This window comes from Bradyrhizobium sp. SHOUNA76 (assembly GCF_023006445.1).
Classification (GTDB): Bacteria; Pseudomonadota; Alphaproteobacteria; order Rhizobiales; family Xanthobacteraceae; genus Bradyrhizobium.
This window is the reverse complement of the sequence record NZ_JALBHA010000089.1, coordinates 1-16,581: the sequence shown is the minus strand read 5'-3', so window position 1 is coordinate 16,581 and position 16,581 is coordinate 1. Positions and strand designations below refer to the sequence as shown.

General features: G+C 62.1%; 22 protein-coding genes and 1 tRNA gene. 7 read left to right on the top strand and 16 right to left on the bottom strand.

Features of this window, described 5'->3' with window-relative positions:
* The 3 genes from MOV74_RS13275 to MOV74_RS13265 form a co-directional block, all read right to left on the bottom strand.
* On the bottom strand, nucleotides 1-539 hold a 539-nt coding region (locus tag MOV74_RS13275; RefSeq protein ID WP_246922408.1), incomplete at its 3' end, for a trans-acting enoyl reductase family protein.
* Between the two features lie 9 nt (nucleotides 540-548).
* A complete protein-coding gene (locus MOV74_RS13270; protein ID WP_246922406.1) occupies nucleotides 549-1,331 on the bottom strand; it encodes a DUF169 domain-containing protein in 783 nt (260 codons plus the stop codon).
* A gap of 56 nt (nucleotides 1,332-1,387) precedes the next feature.
* On the bottom strand, nucleotides 1,388-2,155 hold the full coding sequence (locus tag MOV74_RS13265) for a YdcF family protein (RefSeq protein ID WP_246922412.1): 768 nt from the start codon (nucleotides 2,153-2,155) through the stop codon (nucleotides 1,388-1,390).
* A gap of 166 nt (nucleotides 2,156-2,321) precedes the next feature.
* Here MOV74_RS13265 and MOV74_RS13260 point away from each other — a divergent pair, with 166 nt between their 5' ends.
* The 3 genes from MOV74_RS13260 to MOV74_RS13250 all read left to right on the top strand — a co-directional run bounded on the left by MOV74_RS13260 (nucleotide 2,322) and on the right by MOV74_RS13250 (nucleotide 4,207).
* Entirely contained in the window at nucleotides 2,322-3,263 is a 942-nt protein-coding gene (locus MOV74_RS13260; protein WP_246922404.1) for an acetamidase/formamidase family protein, read from the top strand.
* A 200-nt stretch (nucleotides 3,264-3,463) separates the two neighbouring features.
* Nucleotides 3,464-3,661, top strand: a complete 198-nt coding sequence (locus MOV74_RS13255; protein ID WP_007603456.1) for a hypothetical protein — start codon at nucleotides 3,464-3,466, stop codon at nucleotides 3,659-3,661.
* 72 nt (nucleotides 3,662-3,733) lie between these two features.
* Entirely contained in the window at nucleotides 3,734-4,207 is a 474-nt protein-coding gene (locus MOV74_RS13250; RefSeq protein ID WP_246922402.1) for a GcrA family cell cycle regulator, read from the top strand.
* 263 nt (nucleotides 4,208-4,470) lie between these two features.
* On the opposite strand, the gene MOV74_RS13245 is transcribed toward MOV74_RS13250, so the two are convergent.
* The gene (locus MOV74_RS13245) at nucleotides 4,471-6,027 is read right to left on the bottom strand and encodes a porin (RefSeq protein WP_246922399.1); all 1,557 of its coding nucleotides are present in this window, start codon (nucleotides 6,025-6,027) and stop codon (nucleotides 4,471-4,473) included.
* A 400-nt stretch (nucleotides 6,028-6,427) separates the two neighbouring features.
* On the opposite strand from MOV74_RS13245, the gene MOV74_RS13240 reads away from it, so the two are divergent.
* Nucleotides 6,428-6,934, top strand: a complete 507-nt coding sequence (locus MOV74_RS13240; protein ID WP_246922396.1) for a MarR family winged helix-turn-helix transcriptional regulator — start codon at nucleotides 6,428-6,430, stop codon at nucleotides 6,932-6,934.
* A gap of 6 nt (nucleotides 6,935-6,940) precedes the next feature.
* Here the strand turns inward: MOV74_RS13240 and MOV74_RS13235 are convergent, their stop codons facing one another.
* The gene (locus MOV74_RS13235) at nucleotides 6,941-8,056 is read right to left on the bottom strand and encodes an alpha/beta hydrolase (RefSeq protein WP_246922392.1); all 1,116 of its coding nucleotides are present in this window, start codon (nucleotides 8,054-8,056) and stop codon (nucleotides 6,941-6,943) included.
* A 260-nt stretch (nucleotides 8,057-8,316) separates the two neighbouring features.
* Nucleotides 8,317-9,288, bottom strand: coding sequence for an SDR family oxidoreductase (locus MOV74_RS13230; RefSeq protein WP_246922389.1), 972 nt, complete (start codon nucleotides 9,286-9,288; stop codon nucleotides 8,317-8,319).
* A gap of 383 nt (nucleotides 9,289-9,671) precedes the next feature.
* On the opposite strand from MOV74_RS13230, the gene MOV74_RS13225 reads away from it, so the two are divergent.
* Nucleotides 9,672-9,911: a hypothetical protein gene (locus MOV74_RS13225; protein ID WP_246922386.1), complete on the top strand. Its 240-nt coding sequence runs from the start codon at nucleotides 9,672-9,674 to the stop codon at nucleotides 9,909-9,911.
* A 129-nt stretch (nucleotides 9,912-10,040) separates the two neighbouring features.
* Here MOV74_RS13225 and MOV74_RS13220 read toward each other — a convergent pair whose 3' ends face one another.
* Both MOV74_RS13220 and MOV74_RS13215 read right to left on the bottom strand, forming a co-directional pair.
* Nucleotides 10,041-10,199, bottom strand: coding sequence for a hypothetical protein (locus tag MOV74_RS13220; protein ID WP_246922383.1), 159 nt, complete (start codon nucleotides 10,197-10,199; stop codon nucleotides 10,041-10,043).
* A gap of 353 nt (nucleotides 10,200-10,552) precedes the next feature.
* Nucleotides 10,553-10,735: a hypothetical protein gene (locus MOV74_RS13215; RefSeq protein ID WP_246922380.1), complete on the bottom strand. Its 183-nt coding sequence runs from the start codon at nucleotides 10,733-10,735 to the stop codon at nucleotides 10,553-10,555.
* A gap of 579 nt (nucleotides 10,736-11,314) precedes the next feature.
* Between MOV74_RS13215 and MOV74_RS13210 the strand changes: the two genes are divergently transcribed.
* The gene (locus tag MOV74_RS13210) at nucleotides 11,315-11,500 is read left to right on the top strand and encodes a hypothetical protein (protein ID WP_246922376.1); all 186 of its coding nucleotides are present in this window, start codon (nucleotides 11,315-11,317) and stop codon (nucleotides 11,498-11,500) included.
* A 219-nt stretch (nucleotides 11,501-11,719) separates the two neighbouring features.
* The gene (locus tag MOV74_RS13205) at nucleotides 11,720-11,869 is read left to right on the top strand and encodes a hypothetical protein (RefSeq protein ID WP_246922373.1); all 150 of its coding nucleotides are present in this window, start codon (nucleotides 11,720-11,722) and stop codon (nucleotides 11,867-11,869) included.
* A 683-nt stretch (nucleotides 11,870-12,552) separates the two neighbouring features.
* Here the strand turns inward: MOV74_RS13205 and MOV74_RS13195 are convergent.
* The 8 genes from MOV74_RS13195 to MOV74_RS13160 all read right to left on the bottom strand — a co-directional run.
* The gene (locus tag MOV74_RS13195) at nucleotides 12,553-12,858 is read right to left on the bottom strand and encodes a hypothetical protein (protein ID WP_246922367.1); all 306 of its coding nucleotides are present in this window, start codon (nucleotides 12,856-12,858) and stop codon (nucleotides 12,553-12,555) included.
* Nucleotides 12,859-12,916: 58 nt separating this feature from the next.
* A complete protein-coding gene (locus tag MOV74_RS13190) occupies nucleotides 12,917-13,186 on the bottom strand; it encodes a DUF1488 domain-containing protein (RefSeq protein ID WP_309486931.1) in 270 nt (89 codons plus the stop codon).
* A 480-nt stretch (nucleotides 13,187-13,666) separates the two neighbouring features.
* On the bottom strand, nucleotides 13,667-13,834 hold the full coding sequence (locus tag MOV74_RS13185) for a hypothetical protein (protein ID WP_246922364.1): 168 nt from the start codon (nucleotides 13,832-13,834) through the stop codon (nucleotides 13,667-13,669).
* A 145-nt stretch (nucleotides 13,835-13,979) separates the two neighbouring features.
* Nucleotides 13,980-14,249, bottom strand: coding sequence for a hypothetical protein (locus tag MOV74_RS13180; protein ID WP_246922361.1), 270 nt, complete (start codon nucleotides 14,247-14,249; stop codon nucleotides 13,980-13,982).
* Nucleotides 14,250-14,865: 616 nt separating this feature from the next.
* Nucleotides 14,866-14,943 (bottom strand) — tRNA-Pro (locus tag MOV74_RS13175).
* A gap of 106 nt (nucleotides 14,944-15,049) precedes the next feature.
* Nucleotides 15,050-15,631: a MerR family transcriptional regulator gene (locus tag MOV74_RS13170; protein WP_246922358.1), complete on the bottom strand. Its 582-nt coding sequence runs from the start codon at nucleotides 15,629-15,631 to the stop codon at nucleotides 15,050-15,052.
* A gap of 24 nt (nucleotides 15,632-15,655) precedes the next feature.
* Nucleotides 15,656-15,997, bottom strand: coding sequence for an integration host factor subunit alpha (locus MOV74_RS13165; protein WP_018456841.1), 342 nt, complete (start codon nucleotides 15,995-15,997; stop codon nucleotides 15,656-15,658).
* Nucleotides 15,998-16,129: 132 nt separating this feature from the next.
* On the bottom strand, nucleotides 16,130-16,581 hold a 452-nt coding region (locus tag MOV74_RS13160; RefSeq protein ID WP_309486800.1), incomplete at its 5' end, for a 3-oxoacyl-[acyl-carrier-protein] synthase III C-terminal domain-containing protein.

Genomic DNA, 16,581 nt, shown 5'->3' with positions numbered 1-16,581 from the left:
AGCGTGCCGCGCATGTCGCGCACGCGGCCCTTCACGCGCGGCGCCGGCGCGCCGAACACCCGCTTGGCCTCTTCCTGCACGAAGAAGGTCCCAAGCTCGAACGGCACGGAATCATAACCGCAGGAAAACACGATGCGCGCGCCGCTCTCTTTCGCAGCCGCCTCGTACTTGTCGATCATCTGCCGCATCCAGATCGGCTCACCGCAGAGATCGAAATAATCCGTGCCGGTGGCGACGCAGGCAGCTAACAATTCCTCGCCGTAGAGCTGATACGGACCGACCGTCGTGATCACCGACATCGTCTGCTCCGCCATCGCCTTCAGCGAGGCTGCGTCCGACGCATCCGCAACGATCAGCGGCGTATTCCCGGGCGCGCCGATCGCATCGCGTACCGATTTCAGCTTGCCGAGGCTACGGCCTGCCATCGCCCATTTGAGCGAATTGTCGGTCTTGTAGTGCCTCGTCAGATACTCGGCGACGAGCTGGCCGGTGAAACCGGTCGCACCATAGATGACGATATCGAATTTCGCAGAGCTCATGATCGGCCTTTACTTCTTCGCGTAACTCACGCCCATGCCGGCACGGACGTCGCTTTGAATGCCATAGGGCGGGATCGGATAGCGCAGGCCGTTCTTGGCCAGCGCCTTCATGCCCAGAACCGCCTTGGCGAGATACGACGGCTTCAAGGCCATCAGCATTTCCTCGTCCGGCACGCCGCCATAGCGCCGTTCGGCATAGCATGGCAAGGACAGGCTGGGCTCCCCGGTCTTGAGCGCCCGGCCCCACGAATCCGCGCAAGCAGTCTCGCCGACCACGCCCCATTCGAACTTCTTGTAGCCGGTATATTGCAGCCCGTTGATCAGGATGATCATCTGCCCGGGCGTCGCATAGACGAGGCAGATGTCGGGCGGATCGAGCCGGCCGCTCGCAAGCGGACTGACGGCGAGCGCCTGATATTGTCCGAACGGAACCACGTCCAGCGCCTCCTGGCGCTTGCGCGCGTCCTCGGCCGTGCCGTGCCAGACCCCGACATAATTTTCGCCGGCGAGCCATGTCTCGTCCTGCGGCGCAAGCCCGATCACCGCGCGGCATTGCGCGCCGACAAGATCATCGGCGGTGATGCCGACCGTCCAGCCCAGCCGTGCGGCCATCGAGACGATCTGGTCGGTGGTGTGGATCGCATTCGGCCGCCGGATTTTCGGGATCGCCTCCATCTCCGCCGCTTGCGCGAACAGCTTCATGCCGATCACTGTCGTCTTCAGCCGCAGCAGGCTGTTGAGATCGGCGACGAGGCCGGCGAGATCGATGCTGTCTGCATTCTGCTGTTGCATGGCTTCCTCCGGACCGGCGATCGCGCGCCGCGTGTTCTTGTTTTGCGGTCCTCGTTCTAGTCCTTGGTGGGGCCCGGAAGCAACTCGCCGGTCCTGCCCATCAGACGGTAAGCCAGGAGGCCGATCCATTCGCGCACCGCAACTTCGGTTCGGCCCAGCCCGTCCGCACCCATGTTGGTGAAGGAAAGAAGATCGTCACGTCCGCCCATCCGCCAATCCACGGGATAGGCCTCGACGTCAAATCCGGCCTTGCGGAAGATTCCCATCGAGCGCGGCATGTGGAAGGCCGAGGTCACCAGCAGCCAGCGCTCGCCCGGCTTCGGCGTCACCAGCTGCCTGGTGAAGATCGCATTCTCCCAGGTGTTGCGGGAGCTCCGTTCCAGGATGAGGCGCTCCTTCGCTATGCCGAGATTTTCCAGGATCGGCGCGGAGTAGTCGGCTTCCCTGGCGTCGGTCGAGACCAGGTTCGCGGTTCCGCCGGTAAACACGATGCGCGCATTCGGATACCGGCGTGCGAGCTCGGCCGGCGCAAACAGACGATCGGCTGCGTGCGCGACCACCGGCGTGCGATGCGCCGCCGACAGATCGGTGTCGACCGAGCCGCCGAGCACGATGATGCCGTCGGGCGCGCCGCGCGAGGCGTCCCACGCGGGAAAGCGCGATTCAAGCGGATAGATCAGGAGATTGCCGAGCGGCGAGAACGCCGCCAGCGCCAGCAGCACCAGCGTGGTCACGGCAAGCTTGCGGCCGAGCGCGGCAAAGCGCGTCGCCATCAGCACCAGCGACAGGATGCCGAGCTCGACCAGAAGGTTGATCGGCAGCAGCGCGGCGCCGAGGGTCTTGGACAGAACGAAAAACAGGGAAGCCTCGCTGGAATGATCTTGCAGTCTGCGCAGGGCTTGACCTGCCCGACGATCCTCGGAAATCTTCTTGAAAGAGGATCGATCGCCGGGTCAAGCCCGGCCTGATGAAAGTGACCGGACGCGGCAAATGACCCATCACCACCTGCATTCCAGCCCCAAAACCTGCCATTGGGGCTTCTTCGAAGCCGCGCTCAAGCCCGTCCTCACCATCGCGAGCGGCGATGAGGTAACGGTCGACACCATCAGCGGCGGCCCCGACATGCTGCCCGACCGCGACAAGTTTCATATACCGCCCGAGATGCACGAGGTTCACGCCGACAACGAGCGCATGCTGCCCGGCCACATCCTCACCGGCCCGATCGCGGTCGAAGGCGCCGAGCCCGGCGACGTGCTCGCGGTCGAGATCCTCGACGTTCAGCTCCGGCAGGATTGGGGCTGGAACATGATCAAGCCGTTGTCCGGCACCCTGCCCGACGATTTCCACGAGACGCGCATCCTCAACATCCCGCTCGACCGTATCAGGATGGTCGGCCGCATGCCGTGGGGCCTCGATCTGCCCCTCAAACCGTTCTTCGGCGTGATGGGCGTTTCACCGCCACCGAGTTGGGGCCGCATCTCCTCGCTGATCCCGCGCGCCATGGGCGGCAATCTCGACAACAAGGAGTTAGGTGCCGGCGCGACGCTCTATTTGCCGGTGTTCGTGCCGGGCGCGATGTTCTCCTGCGGCGACGGCCATGGCGTGCAAGGCGACGGCGAAGTCTGCGTCACCGCGATCGAGACTGCGCTCCAGGGCCGCTTCCGCCTGACGCTGCGCAAGGACCTCCGGTTCGACTATCCCCGCGCCGAGACGGCGACCCACTACATGACCATGGCGATGGACCCCGACCTCGACCAATGCGTGGTGCGCGCGCTGCGCGACATGATCGCACTGCTCGGCGAGAAGCGAAACCTGTCGCGCGAGGACGCCTACACGCTGTGCAGCCTGGCGGCCGATCTGCGGGTGACCCAGACCGTCAACGGCGCCAAGGGCATCCATTGCATGATCGAAAAGGCGCTCGTGCACGGCTGAGCCCGGCCACCGTTCCCCGACCTGTTGACGCCACGCCGCCGCCGGTCGTCCGCGCGGCGATCCCAGTCGTGTCTGATTTCCTGTGCGATTCCAACACACTGAGCGTCAAGCTCAGGCTGCATTTGACTTCCGTCCCCGAACCTAAATAGAGTCTTAATCGTTACTTTTATGTACCTGAGTAAGAGGCTAGCGTTCAGGCCATGGCCACCGAAAAAGCCGAGACTGACCGTATTCCCGTAACCTTGGCGCTCTCGACCATCACCTACCTGGAGAAGTTGGTGAGACAGGGCACCCACGGCACCAGCGTTCCCGGCGTCGCGCGTACCTTGATCGAGGAAGGCATCCGTCTCGCCATCAAGGACGGACTTTTGTCGATCCGCGACAATGGCAGGACGTGAGCGCGCGCCGAACGTGAAGCGGACGGATTTCGAGAAGCGGATGGCCACATCTGCAACCTGGGACCGTTACACATGCCTGTTCTCTCCCCGACCTGGACCGACGAACGCATCGAACTTCTGAAGCGGCACTTCGAGGCCGGCCTCTCCTGCCGCGAGATCGCCGCCGACATCGGCGTCAGCCGCAACGCCGTGATCGGCAAGCTGTCTCGCCTCAATCTGACGCGTGGCCGGACGAATGACGACCGCAAGGTTCAGGAGCGGGGCTTGGCGCGGGCATCGAGGGCCGTGCCACGGCTGCAATATGAGATGCTCGCCACGATCTATGGCGAGACCGACGCCCCCGTGGTGACGGGTCCGATCGACGACGCCAATCGCTGCTCGCTGCTGGAGCTTGCCGAGAACCGCTGCCGCTGGCCGATCTCGACGCCCGGCGCCGAGGATTTCTGCTTCTGCGGCAACTCCGCGCCCGACGGCCAGCCCTATTGCGCCGGCCACAGCCGCCTCGCCTACCGGCCGAACGCACGCGCCCGCGTCATGCGCGGTTGAAGCCCATCCAAAACGAAAAACCTCCGGCGGGGCATCACCGGAGGTTTCTGGAGGCTTAGCATGAAGCTAAGAGCCGCAACTTTCGTATCTGGCTGAAAGCTATATAGCTTAGTAGCTCATGTAAGTAAATTAATTCGAGGACGGTTGAAGCGCATGGCACGTCCTCGTCCGCTGCACGGGCCATTGGGATTTCCGAAAGTCCGCGCAAAAAAAGCCCCGGCGGTCTCCCGCCGGGGCTGTGTCGCATCGAAGAACCCGAAAGCTTACCAGTTGCGCTGGGCGCGCAGCAGCAGGCTGTAGGTGTCCTGGTCCTTCAGCTCGTAGGTCGCCGCCGGCTTGGCGACGCCCGTCAGCGCTGCGGTCGTGATCGCACCCGAATACTTCTGATCGAGATGGCTGTAGGTGAAGTCAGCCGAGAAGGTCAGGTTCTTCACCGGGGTCCAGCGGGTGATGACGCCGACCTGGCCGATGCTGAAGTCCGGGTTGCAGGTGCCGGTCAGGGTGGCGAACGCGGCGCTGCCGCAGATCAGGCCCTTCGCGGTGCCGTTGTAGTTGACCGCAGCCCACGCGCCGTAGAGCGCCGTGTTCCAGTACGGGCTCCAGTTGTGGGTGAAGGCACCCCGGAAGCCATAGGTCTTGGTCAGCTCGAGGCCGCCGCCGGGCGCGAACACCGCGTCAGACACGCCGGCGAAACCGATGCTCTGATAAGCGGCATTCGAGCTGCCGAACATCGAGTAGCTGGTCGCGGCCAGCTCCTGGAAGTTGTAGCGGCTCGCGCCTTCAGTGTAGACGCCCGAGATGTTGATCACGTCGCCTGCGCCGGTCGGGATGTTCTTGATGCCCAACGCGAGCTGAACGGCCCAGCCCCACTTGTCTTCCGGATGACCAGTGGCTTCGTTGGCGCCGTAATAGGCGACATGGTTGTCGTGCGCGGCGACCGACGCCTGGAAAAGGCCCCAGGCCTGATCGACACGAACCATCGCGACGAGGTCCGGCGAGCGGCTGCCGCCGATGGCGTTGGAGCCGTACGCACCGCCGAGCACGCCCGTGGTCGACATGCCCGCCGTGTTCCAGAGGCTGGTCTGGAAGACCTGCGTCTGGTCCTGCGCCGAGAACGCGGCCGTGATGCCCTGGCCGAAATCGGCCGTGTAGGTGAACTGCGCCACGCCGTTGGTGCTGCCGCTGCCGCCGACGAGCTGGTCGAAGTTGTTGCCGGGATAGTTGATCCAGGGCGCGTCGAACTGCGACACGGCCTTACCCATGGTGAAGCCGGCGAACTGGATGAAGGCGTAATACACGCCGAGCGCACCGCCCGAGGTGTTGCCGTCGGTGCCGTTGACGTTGCCGCCGCTCGAGCCGGTGAGACCGGTGCCGGCCGCATTGAGGCCGATCGTGCCGCTGTACTGCGTCGCGCCCGTGGCCGAACCCGTCCCGCCGTAATTGCCGGTCGTCCAGGTGAAGACCGCGTCGAAATAGGTGCGGACGACGCCGTATTCGGTCGCGGTGCGCGTGTCGATGTTGAGATCTTCACGAGCGCGCATCGAGTAGTAGTTGGTCAGGCGGTTGTTGGCCGCGAACACGCCGTTGTACTGGGCGCTGTAGTTACCGCCGGCATTGAGCGCCACTTCGGCGCGCACATAGCCGCCCAGCTTGATGCAGGTGTCGGTGCCGGGGATGTAGTAGTAGCCCGCGCCGTACAGCGAGCAGATCTTGACGTACTCGACTGCCTTGGCCTTGACCGGAAGATCGGCCGCCTGGGCTCCACCGACGGCGATCAGACCAGCCGCAGTGCCGAGCAAAAGGCTCTTCACCACTTTCATTTAAAACCTCCAAGTTGCTCATTCTGCGGAGACGGACCGTGAGGCCCCCCAGATCCCCGCCTCTCAAATCCGCTCGGCCGCTTTCGGACACCCCCGCTTTTCGACGCGAGGAACGTGAGCGAACCACCTGCAACGGGACGATCGAGTACCCCCCACCGTCAGGGAACAATATGCAGTGCGTCGTTCGCTAATCAAAATAGTTTATTAGATCAGCCTTATGGTTTCGTTCACCTGTGCCCCGCGCGCCACACCGTATGTTCCCGGCCCACTCGCTGAGCAGATCATCTTTGTAATTTTAATGACGAGATTACCCTGCTCTGCACTTGCGTCAGAGCAGGCTTGCGTGGACTATGGCCCTCAACGAACACCGGCCTGAACTATCGTTCACTGGAGTGACGCTGTGTCCGCGACGAGGAAAGAAGGAGCGCGAATGCGCTCGATCGGCAACCTGGATATCATCAGGCGCTTCACCTGGGAGATATCGTCGATCAACATGCATCTGGAGGAATTGCGTCAGTTCTGGGCGAAGACGCTCGGCATCAGCGGCCCGCAATGGCTGATCCTGATGGCCATCTCCGACCTCGACAAGGACGATGGCATCCCGGTCAACGCCGTCTCCAAGCTCCTCAACGTCGATCCGTCCTTCATCACCACGCAGTCCAAGCTGCTCGAGAAGAAGGGCCTGTTGCGCCGTCGCCCCTCGCCGACCGACGCCCGCGTGGTGCGATTGTCGCTGGCCGAGAAGACACAGAAGCACATCGCAAGCCTCAACGAGCAGTACAAGACGATCCGCGAATTCGTCTTCCAGGAGTTCGACGAGAACGAACTGACGGAATTCACCACCAAGCTCGCGACGCTGAAGAATCGCCTCGAGAAGGCCTGCGTCCGGATCTCGCTTGACTTCTAGCGGCGCTCAGATCCGCCGGGCAGCGGCGCCGAGCCGCGATTCGAGCCAGTCGAAGATGTATTCGTTGGCAAGGCTCGGATTGTCCGCATGGCCCTGCTCCGCACCGGTCTCGGCCGCAGTGAACACCTTCAACATGACGTTCGAGCTGCCGAGCCGGGGGTTCTGGACGATCTGACGCGCCCGGTCGGCCTTGAGCCAGCCGTCCTCGCCGAGCGTGATCAGCACCGGACAGTCGGCGCTGGAGGCCATCAGCGGCGCATGCGGCACCGGCACGATGCTGAGGTCGCTCATCGCGAATCGGCTGGCAAAGTAGGCCCGCTCGTGCAGGTCCCACAGGCCGCCATCGCAGACGGCGGCGGCAAGCCGCGGCTCCTGCATCACCGCACGCGCCACGAAGGAAGAGCCCCAGCCGTCGGCGATGATTCCGACGCGCGCGAAATCGACGTCACTGCGCGCCTCCAGATAGTCCATGACGCAGGGAATCGCGCTCTCGAGATCGCTCCGCCGCAGCAGCGCATCGATAAAATCGTCGCGCTGGTCGCCGAACAGATCAAGCGCCAGCATCGAGAATCCACGCTCGCGCGCATGCGGCACGAGCTTGAACAGGAACTCCTCCTTGCGGTGGCCGGGCTCGCCGATGCAGATCACGGTCGGCGCCTGGCCGCTTCCCGACGGCGCAGGGAGGAAGTAGCCCTGCAACGCGTGCCCGTCGAGCCAGGGAATCGTCACGACCTCGCCCGCCGGGCTGCGCGCCGAAAGGTAGCGGCGCGCGCAATCCTGCATCGCGAGCACCGCAACCCAGCGGCGCTCGTCGTCCGGCTCCAGCGGCATCGCCGCCGCACCATAATAGTTCATGGCGCGGAGCCAGTTGCGCTGGGCGCTCGCCATGTGACCGTCCGTGAAGGCGGCCTCGGCGCGCTGCCGGTTGGCCTGCGCCAGCCGCTTCCACTCACGATGCCAGGACTGATCGTCGCCCCGCTTCAGCTGCCGCGCAATCATCAGGCATTCGGCAATTGTGGCCCCGCCCTCCTGCGCCGCGATGAGCAGCCGCGTGAATTCAGCGGAGATGTCCTCTCGTTCCGGGCAAAGGACCAAGTCGTCGGAGAGGCATGCGGGCATCATCGTGAGCTACGCTCTGTCATCGCTTACACCAGACTGACTAAACCATTTCGGTTCCCCGACCAAGCAGCCGTGCGCCGAATGAGAGCCGTTCGAGATCACCATCGCTTGAACAAACATTCACGTCATGCGTGACATTCCATTTTGTCATGAGATGGCGAACGCGCGCGGCAGACGGCCGGTCGATTGACCGGCGCGGCTCTTGACATGATGACTATCATACCTACATGCGCGCGCGTTCGACGAGGCTCGGCCCGGCGGTCTCAACCGAGCCGCCAGCCGACCTCCTGCGTAAAACTTTCGTAGAAGGCGCGGTCATAGGCCTGCTCGGGCGTCGCACGCACGCGTGCGTCGAGCCGCTCGGCGTCCTCGCCGACGAGGATGCGCCAGCGCTCCGCCTTGACGCCGTCGAGGATGATCTTCGCGGCCCCTGCCGCGCTGGTCGGCGCATCCTCGAGGAAGCTGCGGGCGCGCTCGGCGAACGCCGCCTGGATGTCCTCGTCCGACATTTTGTCAGCATCTGGCACGCCGGCGGCGACCATGCGCTTGCGGGTCAGCGCGACCTCGTCGGAATTGAGCCGCTCCGATCCATCGGCGCTCTGCACCTTGCGCGAATTGGAGACGATCGAGGTGCCGATGTGACCAGGCATCACCACCGAGCATTTGACGTGCGGCGCGTGCAGGCGCAGGTCGTTGATCAGCGCTTCGGTAAATCCCTTCACCGCGAACTTCGCCGAGCTGTAGGCGGTGTGGGCCTGGCCCATGCCGATCGACGCCCAGAAGCCGTTGACACTCGCGGTGTTGACGATGTGGGCCTCGTCCGCGGCGACCAGCATCGGCAGGAAGGTGCGTACGCCGAGATAGACGCCGCCCCAGCAGATGTTGAAGGTGCGCTCCCACTGCTCGCGCGTGTTGGTGAACAGGCTGCCGCCGCCGCCGATGCCGGCATTGTTGAACAGCAGATGGATCTTGTCGGTCTTCTGCTGCTCGGCGAGCTCATCGCGAAAACGCTTCAGATGATCCTCGATCGCGACGTCGGCGACATGCGTCGTGACGCGCAGGCCCTGCGGCAGCTTCTCGGCCTCGCAGAGCCGCTTGGTCTCGGCCATCGCGGCCTCCGAGACGTCGCACATCGCGACATTGCAGCCCTCGGCCACGAGCTGCCGTGCGAGCTCGCGCCCCATTCCCGTGCCGCCGCCGGTCACGACCGCGATCCTTCCAGCAAAATCCTTCATGGGACTTTCGGCCCCTCCCTGTCGGTAGTTTCTTCGTTAGCGCACCGCTCGCCGGGCGCGCGCAAAATGTAGCAGCGCTGCATCCGCAGGTAAAAGCGGTGCGCCATCATGTTCGACATCGCTTATTTCGGCGGATGGACTATTCCGCCGCTTTGATGTGCGGTCGCCCCTCAGAGCGCCGGTCCCGCAATCGGGCAAAACTGTCGGGTTCCCGTATTTGTCCGGCTTCGGTTTATGGGGAATTTTTTTACAATCCGAATCATCAAATGGACTCCGGACGCTGGGTTGAGTCGGCCAGGCCAGCGTGTTGTTTGCGTGTCACAGGCTCTGGCACTCCGCTTGCATCCTCTTCGTGGTCTGAAACTACCGATGAGGTGACAGGAATGTTCGTGACCATCGTTGCCGTGCTCTGCCGGCTTAGCGCAGCTAGCTCAGGCAGTTGCGTCGAGGAAATCGTGACCGACAGCAACATGACGCCCGAGATTTCGATGATGCAGTGCGCGGTCGGCGCACAGGCACCGCTGGCGAAATGGATGGGCGAGCATCCGATCTATCACGCCAATTGGCGCCTGGATCGATACAAATGCGTGCCCGGCCATTACGAGATCAAGGGCCACGCCTAAGGCCCCGCAAAACTACTGATCCGAAGACGACGGATCGAGGAAACGCCCCGGGGGCCGCCTCCGACGGGCCGCGCAGCGCCAGTCCGATGAGACGGCGCGTCCTGTGACAACGATCACACGCCTCTCCAATCACGCCACCGCGCGCATGATGAGCGCACGCGCCTGCCGCCCCTCCGGCGTCGGCATCAGCGCATAATTGTGCGTCTGGTCCCGCAGCAGCGCGCGGCCGACTGTCTCGGCTTCGTTTATTGTGCGCAAAGGCGGATAAAAGGCGTCCGTATGCGCCATTAGAACACGCGGACGGCTTCCCGCTCAACCTCGTCACGGATGAGCTTCGATGGGCCAGTCCGCGCGCCATAGTCGACATTGACCCGGCATGCGGAAAACTTCGTGTTTGCCGATGAATGCGTCGAGATCTCGTTCGTCGCAAACTCGCAAGTACGCCTTTGCGACGCGGAGCTCTGGTTGGCTTTGACTCCTAGCATCTAGCTTGCCGCTTCTGTACCGGCTGCCTCGAACCTTGCAGCCTCAGCAGGACGCACAAATCGTATTGAAACGACTGTCTCGAAAATGAACCGGGCCTCTTCTTTCTCGACCACAGTATTGTCATGCGCGAACGAATGGGAATTGCGCACGTCGTTTTAGCTCTGAAAGATGCCGATGCAGTTCTTCAAAATCTGCTTGGTGATTGGCTTCAGCTCACGTTCGGCTTCCAGCAATTTGACATAGCGCCCTACCCGACTGTGTAGGGGTTCTTCCTGATTTGTCGGCGCGCCCCGCAGCTTGAGCAGATGGGCGAACTTTTTCAATGAATAGGTGTGCAAGCGATCGAGGGCGCCTGAGGTCTATCCGCGTCGGCATCCCTGCGAATGGCCCAGTTCGTCTTCAAACCATTCAGACATGGTGCGGTCGGAGAAATTCAACACGTAGCCTGAGCCCATGGCAAAGGCGTCGTCTATTTGGCGCATTTCGCTGCGTTTAATCTGAACCAAAGTAACTGCTTACCCTCCATCAATTCATGCGGCGGCTTTCTTCTTCGCCTTCGGTAAGGGTCGCTGCGGCAGCTTTCTCGCAACCGTTTTTTCGGTACGGCCTGTTTCAGGCTGGGGGTTCGAGCAGCCGGCGCGGGTGCCGGCGTTGCAGCCGCTTCTTCTTCGTCCTCCTCGTCAACGAGATAATCATCGTCGAGGTCGGTTGCAGCAATCTCATGGGCGCAATCCTCGAGGCCCCCCTAGTTAGCCTGCTTCGTATACCGAATTGACAATTCGAAGCGCCCCAACCGAATTATGTCGACTCCCTACTGAAAAGGGCGTCTAGTCGCTTCATCACCGCCCGGCCCACGGCTTCTATCGGTGACGAGACCGCCAATTGCGCTCCCGCCCAATCTAGCAGGGAGCAGCGCTGTGCAGGTTCGTATTCCTACACTTTCAGAACGGCTTTTCGAATTTGCGCAACGCGGGCGCGATCAGGCCGAGAGGCTGCGGCCCGGCACGGACCGGGACGACGTGCTGCAGAAGGTTCGTCAGGCCGAAATGGCTATTCACGTCGACCAGTGGGTTTCATCGCCGGGCCTGCGAGCGCCGACATGATAGGACGCCTTCAATCCCGTGCACGCAATCGCGTTAGAAGGATAATCGACTTCCGGACGAGAGTGGCGAACAAGAGCGACTGGGCCATCAACGCCGTCCTGAACCACTTCTGGAGCAAGCTAAACCCAAGCACGCCTCCCATCCAGAAGAACAAGGACAGGCCGCGTCACTAGCCCCCAGGCACCGATTGAGGCCACGAACCTACGGAGGGAGACGGCGATGGAAAGCGGGGCTGGACCTTTTCCGACGACCAAGCTGACGCTCGTGGAGCGCTATAAGCACGCCGCGCGTCAGGAGATGGACGTTCCCGAGCTCCTCAAGTTGCTCAAAGAAATCGAGGACGAGATAAGGGGCCGCCGTGTTCTTTGAGGTCCTGCAATCTTCAAGGGCGTGGACGCTCAAGCGACCTTGTGGCTAGTTCAAGCTATGAGCCAAGAAGATGCAAAACGGCTCCGCGAGCAGGCGGACGAATGCCGCCAAGAGGCGCAGAAAATGCCAGCCTTAGCACGCCGCGGAAGCGTGGCTCCACTTGGCAGGCGATTGGACAAAGCTCGCAGCAGTTGCCGAGCGACGCCTGCCCCGATTTGACAAAGGTCCGGAGCAATCTTGAGCCGACGACCGGAACCCAATAGTTAGTATATGACTCGCTTGTCGCAGTTTTAAGGCGCACACTCTCCTCATCACAGATCGGACCTTGGCTGATGTCTGTGACTGAGAACGCCAGTTGCGCTCCCGCCTTCCTCAATGGACAGGAGCCGCACCACGATGCGCCAGCGTTTCAAGCAGACCAAATCCCTCGAAGAGCGTCTAGCCGAAAAGGCCATAAGCCTGCATGAGCAAGCCAGGATGCTTCCGCCCGGCCCCCTGCGCGATGCCGTCGAAAGGAAAGCCAAGCTGACTGAGACCGCCTCGCACATCAACGATTGGCTACGGTCGCTTGGTCTTAGAGCGCCCACGTGAAGTCCGGGCCCCATTTGAAAAGTCGCACGCGCAGCTTGAACGGTGTGGATGCAGTCCGCTATTCCCGCTTATGGCGCCGCAGCCGCAATGGTTCATTTCGACAGCGTGGACTTTAGCCAGACACTTGGCCGCACGTTGATCCTTGCAAGCTCGCGACGCTCGTCGTCCGACAACTGCCAATCCTCGCACTGACTGGCAAGATGCCTGAAAACGTCATGCAACTTGCTTCGCGCAACCTTGACGATTTCAGTGTCGTCGAACTCGCGAGAGTTCAAGAAGATGGGCAACGTAAAGCTGGTTTCATCGCCTTCGAAATGGAATGTCAAACGAATGTCCTCGCCTCGTTCGTTCGGCTTGATCATTTCGATACGCGCGACATTTACCTTGAAGTTGCCCATTGCCACCCCTCTTTAGATTGACCTTCGGGCGAGCCGCGATCGTCGCAGCAAGGCTCATTCAGGCTTGTTTCGAAAAATTACCGGCGACCAGATCATAGGAGCCCCTGCTGCCTCTAACGTAAACCTTGGCGGCGGCGGCACATATCGCATCGCGATTGCAATCAAACGCGTCCAGGAAACCACGTTCATCATGGCAATCCGGGCGAAGCCGTCTCAATGCGCTTTCCTCTATGAAGAATGATGCCTCCATCGCGCTGTCGTATCCCCAGAAATGCACGGCACGCCGCGTTCTGTCATATGATCGACTATGATTTGGAAATTCAATCACGGGGCCGGTCCGATCAAGTTCAGAGTCCAAAGCCTCGCGGAGCGGAGAAACAATCTCGAGAGGTCCCGCCGCGGCTAAGCAGTAGCTGACGACTCTGGACCGGATTACAATCGGCTCGCGACAAATAAGTTGCTGCTGGCCTTCCTATTCAGTCCGGCGTCACCATTTGTCCCATATCACCGCGCGTCCACCCGGCTGTCATCGGTGACTGAGAGATCGTTGCGCTCCCGCCGTCTTGAAGGGCGGTCCGAAATGTCCAACGTCACAAAATTTAGTCTTCGTGAGTGGCTCGTACCTCCGCTATTGCTGCCGATCTTTTTCGGGCTACTGATCGTCGCAGCAATGGTGATACAGCGGTAGTCCTGGATCCCGCCGGAGCCTGGAGCAAACAGCCGATCGGCTCCATAGCTCCATTCAAAATGTGGCGGCTTGTCCTTGATGCCGTAAATTCTCTCCTCTCCTCTTTGCTCTCCTCTTTGCCTAATCGCGAGAGCTGCTTTGCCACTTCGTCACGGCCGCAACGAGCTGCGTGTAATCGGCGTCCTTGAATACCTGATCCCAGCGCATCAGCTCGTGGGCAATCTTATGCGGAGTGTAGGCACGGAAGTTGAAGCCGCCCGCTAGGTGCCGCGCGGCGGCGACGTCCATTGTTTCCTTCGTGAGATCCTTCATAGCGAGACCGGCTGCTGACCCAGGATTTAACTCAAGCCGCGCAAAGGCTGTTCCTCAAAGTAAAAGAGGCTGGACAAGCCGCCGCAGTTCTCCCCGATGGCTGTCGAGGTCGAGCAGTTCGTCAGCCATCGGATATGCCTGCGTCGGTGCGCCGCGCGTCTGCCAAATCGACCGAGCCGATCGAGATCACCCCCATCTTCAGCCCGCGCGAGCCCTCCGCCGGCACCTCGATCATGGTGGCAATGCGGCGGAACGCTGGGAACGAAAGGCTCTCGATCATCTCCTCGTCGGTGACGACCTCGTAGGCGCCGGCCGGCAACTGCCGATCGATACCCTTGATCTGGAACGGATGGTTGAAAGTGACGACTTCACGTCGGGAACGGATGGTCATGCGCGCCTGCCTTTCGCAAAACGCCGGCGCCGGCGCCGCCCATAGCGCAGCATGCGCTCCTGCCGCCGCAATAGCCATGGCTTTCTTGCACGCGGCGAATACGTCAGCTGTTGGAATCTTATCGCATGTGAATGCGGCCTTGACGTTTTGCGACGTGATCGAACTCGCCAGGGTTACCCGCCTAGAGAACCAGCGGCTGCGGTTACAAGCGCAAGTCCTGCGCGCTCTGATAAAGGTGAGCGTACAGGAGACCCAGATCGCCCGGACCGAAGCGGCCTCAGCGATTGTCGAGGCGCGGGCGCTCAGGGGATTACAGTCCCGAAGGGAGTGGACCACCCGCACTTGTGTTCACAATGGAACATAACCTGCGCGGGGGAGATGGCGAACATCTTACCGATTGCGCAGCTCGGCAAATGCCCACGCAAGAGCGAGGAAAATCGTCACGACAATGCCCGCGATCAATACATCGCAAAGCTCTCCGCGGAGCGCCGAATCGGGTTGCGCCAGAGGGACGTCGACCGAGAATGCCCGTCGAACAAAACTGTAAACCAAATGTAAACGGGCGATCCGCTGTAAACCGGCCGCCCGCAAACGGGAGTGAAAACACTTGGAATTTTGGTCGGAGCGAGAGGATTTGAACCTCCGACCCCTAGTCTCCCAGACTAGTGCGCTAACCGGGCTGCGCCACGCTCCGAACGTCGTTCCATTAGCTAGGATCGGCGCGATGCGCAAGGCGAGCGACACCATTTTGGTGTCTCCGTCCAAGCCCGGGAACTGGCCGCAAAACCGGCGAAAGCGCCCTATCCGTCGTTCAGCGCCTGATCCAGCATTTCCCTGATGGCAACGAGGTCGGCGAGCGCCCGGCCGAGCCGTTCCCGGTCCAGCGCGCTGGGGCCGGCGGGTGCGGCGGGGGTGCCGCCCTTGCGGAAGGTGGTGAGGATGTCCTCGTCGTCGACCTCGGTGAAGCGGAAGTCGATGCCTTCCTCTTCATCGCCCTGGTAGTCGTCATCGTCGGCGTCCGTGACGCCCTTGATGGGCGCCTCCTCGTCTTCGGGCTCCATCAGGCTGGCCCCGATGGCGTCCTCGATCGCACCGAACGAGACCGCGGCCGCGCTGTCGGCGAGGCCCTGCACCGATTTGACGCCGTGCTCCTTCAGGATCCGCTGCACGCCGCGGATGGTGTAGCCCTCGCCGTAGAGCAGGCGGCGGATGCCCTTGAGCAGGTCGACGTCGTCGGGGCGGTAATAGCGGCGGCCGCCGCTGCGCTTCATCGGCTTGATCTGGGAGAACCGGGTCTCCCAGAACCGCAGCACGTGCTGCGGAATGTCGAGCTCCTGCGCTACTTCGCTGATGGTTCGGAACGCATCCGGCGCCTTGTCCAAATGCCAAATCCTTCGCGGAGGCGGTTACGCCTCGGGTTGAGCCTTGCTGGCATCGCCATTGGTGCGGTGCTGGGCGTTGATCCGCTGCTTCAGGATCGCCGACGGCTTGAACACCATGACCCGGCGCGGCGAGATCGGCACCTCGGTGCCGGTCTTCGGGTTACGGCCGATGCGCTGACCCTTCTTGCGGACCATGAAGGACCCGAACGAGGACAGCTTCACCGTCTCGCCCTTTTCCAGGCAATCGGTGATCTCCTTCAGCACGAGTTCCACGAAGGCGGACGATTCCGTCCGCGACAGGCCCACCTTCTGGTAGACGGCCTCGCAGAGATCGACACGCGTTACGGTTTTACTTTGATCGGTCATCGCCCTGCCCCACATCACGGCGAACAATTGTTGTCTGAAATTATGAGCTTACGATACGGCGGTCAACAGCGCTCATCAATGCAGCCGCATCGATAATCGCGCTGATTCGGCAAAATTTTATCGACTGTGGCTCTACCAGCGCACGAGCGCGGAGCCCCAGGTGAAACCGCCGCCCATCGCTTCCAGCAGGACCACATCGCCCTTCTTGATGCGTCCGTCCTTGCGCGCCACCGACAGCGCCAGCGGGATCGAGGCGGCCGAGGTGTTGCCGTGACGGTCCACCGTCAGCACCACCTTCTCCGGCGCGATATGGAGCTTGTGGGCGGATGCGTCGATGATTCGCTTGTTGGCCTGGTGCGGCACGAACCAGTCGATGCTGTCGGCATTCAGCCCGGTCGCCTGGAAGGCGTCGACGATGACGTCGGTGATCATGCCGACCGCATGCTTGAAGACCTCGCGGCCCTCCATGCGCAGATGGCCGACGGTCTGGGTCGAGGACGGCCCGCCGTCGACGAACAGCTTTGCCTTGTGGCGGCCGTCGGAGCGCAAGTGCGTGGTGACGACGCCGCGGTCGGTCGCGGCTT

What these genes read in the sequence shown, in the direction of transcription:
- MOV74_RS13270 (WP_246922406.1), bottom strand. Translation starts at nt 1,331, where the DNA reads ATGCAACAGCAGAATGCAGACAGCATCGATCTCGCCGGCCTCGTCGCC.
- MOV74_RS13260 (WP_246922404.1), top strand. Translation starts at nt 2,322, where the DNA reads ATGACCCATCACCACCTGCATTCCAGCCCCAAAACCTGCCATTGGGGC.
- MOV74_RS13255 (WP_007603456.1), top strand. Translation starts at nt 3,464, where the DNA reads ATGGCCACCGAAAAAGCCGAGACTGACCGTATTCCCGTAACCTTGGCG.
- MOV74_RS13250 (WP_246922402.1), top strand. Translation starts at nt 3,734, where the DNA reads ATGCCTGTTCTCTCCCCGACCTGGACCGACGAACGCATCGAACTTCTG.
- MOV74_RS13245 (WP_246922399.1), bottom strand. Translation starts at nt 6,027, where the DNA reads ATGAAAGTGGTGAAGAGCCTTTTGCTCGGCACTGCGGCTGGTCTGATC.
- MOV74_RS13235 (WP_246922392.1), bottom strand. Translation starts at nt 8,056, where the DNA reads ATGATGCCCGCATGCCTCTCCGACGACTTGGTCCTTTGCCCGGAACGA.
- MOV74_RS13230 (WP_246922389.1), bottom strand. Translation starts at nt 9,288, where the DNA reads ATGAAGGATTTTGCTGGAAGGATCGCGGTCGTGACCGGCGGCGGCACG.
- MOV74_RS13225 (WP_246922386.1), top strand. Translation starts at nt 9,672, where the DNA reads ATGTTCGTGACCATCGTTGCCGTGCTCTGCCGGCTTAGCGCAGCTAGC.
- MOV74_RS13220 (WP_246922383.1), bottom strand. Translation starts at nt 10,199, where the DNA reads ATGGCGCATACGGACGCCTTTTATCCGCCTTTGCGCACAATAAACGAA.
- MOV74_RS13205 (WP_246922373.1), top strand. Translation starts at nt 11,720, where the DNA reads ATGGAAAGCGGGGCTGGACCTTTTCCGACGACCAAGCTGACGCTCGTG.
- MOV74_RS13195 (WP_246922367.1), bottom strand. Translation starts at nt 12,858, where the DNA reads ATGGGCAACTTCAAGGTAAATGTCGCGCGTATCGAAATGATCAAGCCG.
- MOV74_RS13185 (WP_246922364.1), bottom strand. Translation starts at nt 13,834, where the DNA reads ATGGACGTCGCCGCCGCGCGGCACCTAGCGGGCGGCTTCAACTTCCGT.
- MOV74_RS13180 (WP_246922361.1), bottom strand. Translation starts at nt 14,249, where the DNA reads ATGACCATCCGTTCCCGACGTGAAGTCGTCACTTTCAACCATCCGTTC.
- MOV74_RS13165 (WP_018456841.1), bottom strand. Translation starts at nt 15,997, where the DNA reads ATGACCGATCAAAGTAAAACCGTAACGCGTGTCGATCTCTGCGAGGCC.